Below are 3983 nucleotides of genomic sequence, written 5' to 3'. Positions count from 1 at the left end.
GGGCAACGCCGGGGAAGCTGGCGTGCGGGACCGTGCACCGGGGTAGGGTGCGGCGGGGGGCGATCTTCGAACGCCGGCGCCCCCGGGACGCCGCTGCACGGGGAGGGATTCGCATGGGAGACGGTACGCACGGCACAGCTGGACTGCCGCCCGCTTTCCGGACGGCGGGGTCGTCGTCCTTCCTGGACTTCCTGGCCGCCCAGGCGCCGGGGCTGGTCCCCGGGCGGCAGGTGCTGCCCGCAGCGCGGGAGCCGTTCGAGGCGCCGCACGGCACCACCATCGTCGCCGCCACCTACGCCGACGGCGTCCTGATGGCGGGCGACCGCCGGGTGACGATGGGCAACGTCATCGCGCACCGCGACTTCGACAAGGTCTTCCCCGCCGACGAGCACTCGGCCGTCGCGATGGCCGGCACCGCCGGGCTGGGCTCGGAGATGGTCAAGCTCTTCCAGCTGGAGCTGGAGCACTACGAGAAGGTCGAGGGCGCGCAGCTGTCCCTGGACGGCAAGGCGAACCGTCTCACGACGATGATCCGCGGCAACCTCTCCATGGCGATGCAGGGCCTCGCCGTGGTCCCCCTCTTCGCGGGGTACGACGTGGACCGCGGCACCGGGCGCATCTTCACCTACGACGTCACCGGGGGCCGCACCGAGGAGCGGGGCTTCGCCGGCACCGGCTCCGGGTCGATGTACGCGCGGGGCGCGCTGAAGAAGCTGTACCGCGCCGACATGGCCGAGCGCGACATCGTGACGGCCGCGGTGCAGGCGCTGTACGACGCGGCGGAGGAGGACTCGGCGACCGGCGGGCCCGACCTGACGCGCGCGGTGTACCCGCTGATCGCCCTGGTCACGGAGGACGGCTACCGCCGGATGCCGGACGCGGAGGTCGCCGAGATCGCCCGCGCGGTGCTGGAGGGGCGCCGCGAGGCGCCGGACGGCCCCCAGGCGCCGCCGCTGTAGGCCGTCCCGCGCCCTGCGATCCTGCTGGGTCCGGGCTGCCCCTTGCCCCTTGCTGCTTCGTCGCAGGGCGCGGGTGTTCTGCGGCCGATCGCGCGGTTCCCCGCGCCCCTGACGGGGCACAGGCAACCATGATCCGCAGGAGACGGCCTCCGGTATCGTCGGAGCACATGCCGGGTTCCTGGGTCAATTCCGCTGAGCGCGTCGGCGCCGACCTCCATCTGCGCCTCTCCGAGAAGGGCAGCCGCCAGGCAGCGCTGACCGCGGCCCTCCGCGAGGCCGTACGGGAGGGGAGGCTGGCCCCCGGCAGCCGGCTGCCCCCGTACCGCTCGCTCGCCGCCGACCTGGGCCTCGCCCGCAACACCGTCGCCTCCGCGTACGCCGAACTCGTGGCCGAGGGCTGGCTGACCGCGCGCCAGGGGTCCGGCACCCGGGTCTCCGAGCGGGCCGCGCAGCGCCGGCCGCAGCGCGCGCCCAGGCGTCCGCCGCGGCCGGCCCGCGGGCCGCGGTACGACCTGCGGCAGGGGCAGCCCGACGCCTCCTCCTTCCCCCGCACCGCCTGGGCGGCGGCGGCCCGGCGCGCGCTGAGCGCCGCGCCCCACGAGGCGTTCGGGCCCGGCGATCCGCAGGGCAGGGTGGAGCTGCGCGAGGCCCTCGCCGAGTATCTGGCCCGCGCCCGCGGGGTGCGGACGACGCCGGACCGGATCGTCGTCTGCTCCGGCTTCGTGCACGCGCTGCGGCTGCTGTACGGCGGGGCGCACGGCACCGGCGGGCGCGGGGTGCTGCGCGGGCACCTGGCCATCGAGCCGTACGGGCAGGCGTTCCACCACCGGGTGCTGGAGGAGGCGGGCGCGCGCCCGGTGCCGCTGGGCCTGGACGAGCACGGGGCCCGCACCCGCGAGCTGGCGTCCCACCCGCGGCTGCGGGCCGCGCTGCTTACGCCCGCACACCAGTTCCCCATGGGCGGCCCGCTGCACCCCGACCGCCGCAACGCCGCGGTCGACTGGGCCCGCACGCACGGCACGCTGCTGCTGGAGGACGACTACGACGGCGAGTTCCGCTACGACCGCGAGCCGGTCGGCGCCGTCCAGGGGCTGGACCCGGAGCGCGTCGTCTACCTCGGCTCGGTGAGCAAGAGCCTGTCCCCGGCGGTCCGGCTCGGCTGGATGGTCCTGCCGGAGCACATCGTCGCGGCCGTCGTGGAGACGAAGGGGGAGCGGGAGACGTGGACCAGCGTGCTGGACCAGCTCGCGCTCGCCGAGTTCCTGCGCTCGGGCCACTACGACCGGCACATCCGCCGGATGCGGCAGCGGTACCGGCGGCGCCGGGACCAGTTGGCGCAGGCGCTGGCCGTACGCGCCCCGCGGGTCGCGGTGACCGGCATCGCGGCCGGGCTGCACGCGGTGCTGCGGCTGCCGCAGGGCACGGAGGAGGCGGCGGAGCGGGCCGCGGCGCTGCGGGGCGTGGGCGTCGATGCGCTGCGGGAGTACCGGCATGAACGGGCCGTCGGTCCGCACCCCGACGGCGTGGTCGTCGGCTACGCCACCCCGCCCGACCACGCGTACGCCGCGGCGCTGTACGCCCTGGGCGAAGCCCTGTCGACGATCTGACGGGTTACCCCTTCACCGCCCCGCCCAGGGCGAAGCCGCCGCCGAGCCGCCGGGCGATGAGCACGTACAGCAGGATCACCGGCGTCGAGTACAGGATGGAGAACGCGGCGAGCTGCCCGTAGACGACGGCACCGTAGTTCCCGAAGAACGTGTAGATGCTCACCGAGGCCGGAAGCTGATCCGGACTCAGCAGCAGCATGAACGGGACGAAGAAGTTCCCCCACATCATCACGAAGCTGTAGATCGCCACCACCGAGATCCCGGGCCCCATCAGCGGCAGGATGACCCGGATCAGCGACTGCAGCCAGGAGGCGCCGTCCGTCCAGGCGGCCTCCTCCAGCACTTCGGGCACGCCGTCCATGAAGTTCTTCATCAGCCAGACGGCGAACGGCAGTTGGCTGGCGGCGAGGAAGAGCGCCGTGCCGTACATCGTGTCGATGAGGTCGATCTGCACATACAACCCGTAGACCGGCACCATCACGGCCGTCACCGGCAGGCAGGTGGTGAACAGGATGCCGAGCAGATACGGGCGGGTGAAGCGGGACCGGAACCGGGAGAGGGGGTACGCGGCGAGGGTGGCGCACACCACGGTGAGCGCGGTGGCACCGCCGCACAGCAGCAGGCTGTTCCGCATCGGGGTGAAGGTGATCTCGTCCGTCAGTACGGCGGAGAAGTTGTCGAGGGTCGGCGACTGCGGGGCGCGGACCCGCAGGGTGGCGTCGGCGTCCAGCGAGGCCAGCACGAGCCAGGCCAGCGGAACCACGAACGCCAGCCCGACGCAGGCCAGTCCGAGGTCGGCCGCCACCCGCTCCCGGGTGCTCCGCTTCACCGGAATCCCTCCGTTCCACGGCGCGGGCATGAAAGGATCCCCGACGGGGAAGACCGAGATATTTTGGGGATTGTGTGCCCCGAGTGATGAATGGGAGTAGGTTGCTGTCGCCGCTGCGCGGGCAGAGCGCGCGGCCCGGTTCTATCGGAAGGACGAACATGACAGCACTGCGCCTCAGGTGGCAGCGGTCGACCGCGATCGTGGCGACGGGGGCAGCGGCGTTCCTCGGCACCGCGATAGCCGCGACGCCCGCTCAGGCCCACAGCAAGAGCTGGTCGGTGGACTGCTACGCGGTCTCCGTCAAACTGACGAACTACAGCCAGGAGAAGGACAACGCCCTCACCATCACGGCGGGCGGCAAGCAGCTTCTGGCCACCTCCTTCAAGGGCGAGTTCCACAAGAAGATCGACCTGCCCGAGCACACCGAGGAGCTGCCGGTCTCGGTCAAGGTGAAGGCCGGGGACGACGACCGGTACTCGTGGAGCGGCACCAAGCAGTCGCCGGTCTGCGAGTCGGAGTCGCCGTCGCCGACTCCGACCGAGTCGGACGACGACTCCACGCCGTCGCCGACCCCGACCACCCCGTCGA

Annotated in this window: 4 protein-coding genes; 3 read left to right on the top strand and 1 reads right to left on the bottom strand. The window is 73.0% G+C overall.

The window, feature by feature from the left end; genetic code table 11:
* The first annotated feature begins 113 nt into the window (after window positions 1-113).
* Both prcB and pdxR read left to right on the top strand, forming a co-directional pair.
* The gene (gene prcB / locus G5C65_RS32850; RefSeq protein ID WP_165302720.1) at window positions 114-959 is read left to right on the top strand and encodes a proteasome subunit beta; all 846 of its coding nucleotides are present in this window, start codon (window positions 114-116) and stop codon (window positions 957-959) included.
* 167 nt (window positions 960-1126) lie between these two features.
* A complete protein-coding gene (gene pdxR, locus G5C65_RS32845; protein WP_165302719.1) occupies window positions 1127-2566 on the top strand; it encodes a MocR-like pyridoxine biosynthesis transcription factor PdxR in 1440 nt (479 codons plus the stop codon).
* A gap of 4 nt (window positions 2567-2570) precedes the next feature.
* Here pdxR and G5C65_RS32840 read toward each other — a convergent pair whose 3' ends face one another.
* Entirely contained in the window at window positions 2571-3425 is an 855-nt protein-coding gene (locus G5C65_RS32840; RefSeq protein WP_165302718.1) for a carbohydrate ABC transporter permease, read from the bottom strand.
* Window positions 3426-3553: 128 nt separating this feature from the next.
* Between G5C65_RS32840 and G5C65_RS32835 the strand changes: the two genes are divergently transcribed.
* Window positions 3554-3983, top strand: a 430-nt coding sequence (locus G5C65_RS32835; protein ID WP_165302717.1) for a cell wall protein, incomplete at its 3' end; no start/stop codon positions are given.

Source organism: Streptomyces boncukensis (assembly GCF_011045075.1).
GTDB lineage: Bacteria > Actinomycetota > Actinomycetes > Streptomycetales > Streptomycetaceae > Streptomyces > Streptomyces boncukensis.
Note: the sequence above shows the minus strand (reverse complement) of the source record. Positions and strands in the feature narration are given on the sequence as shown.